The sequence below is a fragment of the Cryptosporangium minutisporangium genome (assembly GCF_039536245.1).
Classification (GTDB): domain Bacteria; phylum Actinomycetota; class Actinomycetes; order Mycobacteriales; family Cryptosporangiaceae; genus Cryptosporangium; species Cryptosporangium minutisporangium.
The window spans coordinates 1-1,921 of record NZ_BAAAYN010000097.1 but is presented as its reverse complement, the minus strand read 5'-3'; the positions used below and the strand labels follow the sequence as shown (position 1 = coordinate 1,921).

The 1,921-nt window shown below is 57.7% G+C and carries 1 protein-coding gene; it reads right to left on the bottom strand.

Annotation, left to right across the window (positions count from 1 at the left end; all coding sequences use genetic code 11):
- Positions 1-130 precede the first annotated feature (130 nt).
- Positions 131-1,618: a group II intron reverse transcriptase/maturase gene (gene ltrA / locus ABEB28_RS41795; protein ID WP_004178082.1), complete on the bottom strand. Its 1,488-nt coding sequence runs from the start codon at positions 1,616-1,618 to the stop codon at positions 131-133.
- Positions 1,619-1,921: the final 303 nt, after the last annotated feature.

The following is a 1,921-nucleotide window of genomic DNA, read 5'->3' as shown; positions in this document are numbered from 1 at the left end:
TTTTGAACACCTTTATTTACTCAAAATGTTCTTAAGGCATGCGATCTGGATTATCGTCACGCTGTTAAATATGTCGCGGTAGGGATACCCGTTACCGGATACCCCCCGCACAGATCCCGGCGTGCGCGATTTACGCACCGGGCTCCTGCCTCGGGTGTCTGGCGGTGAACCGCTCCACAGGCCATGGATGAAGAACCCGAACCCTTGGTAGCCATGCGGCTGCCAGTTTGTTTGCTTTCGTCCAGGTCGTATCATCCTTCTGGCTCCTGCGCCTGAGCGCCCGGCGCCAGAGGTTTGTTACGTGTGTCCTGAACTTCTGCATGGTGGGGAAGTTGCCCGGTACCGAGTGATAGTTCAGGTATCCCTGAACCACTCTCCTGAGCCATTTTCCCTGTTCGGGGATTGAGTAATGCCAGCGCCTTCGCAGACCGTCTTTGATGGCTTTCAGAGTTGCCGTCATCCGATCCCGGCGGGTCTTTCGTATCAGCATGAACCTGCCGTTGCGATCTTTCCCGCTGATGTGCGTGAACCCGAGGAAGTTGAACGTTTCTGGTTTGCCTTTTCCCCTGATGGCACGGTTTTCGGCAGCGAAGCGGCCGAACTCCATCAGACGGGTTTTCTCCGGGTGAACCGTGAGTCCGAACTCCCTCAGTCTGCGCTGCATGGCTATACGGAAGCGCCGGGCATCGTATCGTTTGTCGAACCCGATGACGATGTCATCGGCGTATCTGACCATTACCACATTGCCTGTGGCATAGCGACGTCGCCACTGATGCGCCCACAGATCGAAGACGTAGTGGAGGTATATGTTTGCCAGCAGCGGTGAGATGACCGCACCCTGTGGGGTGCCTTCCTCCGTTGCTCGCCATTGACCCTCCTCCGACGTCCCGGCTGTGAGCCACTTACGTATGAGCCTGATTACCCTCCGGTCGCCGATCCGATGCTCTGTGAACCTGATCAGCCATTCGTGGCTCACCCTGTCGAAGAACTGACTGATGTCGGCATCCAGTACCCAGTTTACGTTAGTGCGTACCAGCCCTGTGGCCAGTGCGTCCAGTGCATCGTGCTGGCTTCGCCCGGGTCTGAACCCGTATGAGAACCCCATAAAGTCGTTTTCATAGACTGCGTTCAGGATTTTCACCAGCGCATACTGGACGATCTTGTCCTCCAGCGAGGCGATGCCGAGCGGGCGTTGTTTTCCATCCGCTTTTGGGATGTAGTGACGCCTGCCGGGCTGCGCCCTGTAGCTGCCCTGATGTAGCCTCCGGTGCAGATCTGTTATGTTGTTCTTCATGTTTCCGGCGTAGTCCATCCACCTGATGCCATCCACTCCGGCGGCCGCTTTCCTGCTCAGGGAGAGGAATGCGGCTTCCAGTGCTTCGACTGTCAGCAGGTGGAACAATGCTGTAAACCGTTCTTTCTTCCGCTGCTTCGCAGCTTCCCGCACGCGTGACAGCCTCTGTGACATGCTTTCCCGGCTCTGTGTCCGGCGCATGTGTGGCTGTTCCGCGTTCCCCTTGGCCCCGCTCCTTCGCTCCACTGACTCCGCTCCTTTCGGGTTGTTCGCCTGCTTCGCCGCTACTATGAGCGAGTCCGACTTCTCCTCTCCGTACATCACCGGCTATGACTCCTCGTCTTCCCGGTGCGGGCCATCTCCGACACTGGCAGATGGTCAGAGGGGAGATCTCCCGGTTCCCGCGTAGAGATCGTATTGACATGCCAGGGTCTCAGACCCCCCCCGGTCCATGGGGNTATACATTTCGTGGCTCAATGGCTGGCCTGTCAACACCCCTGTCAACGCTTCGCCCCATACCTCGCGGTATGCAACGCATGACTCGGGGACCTTGTGGATTGCTGGTCCTTCAATGGTCGGGGACTTTCACCCCTTGATCTCTAACCGGTCTCCCGGCGCACACTGTTT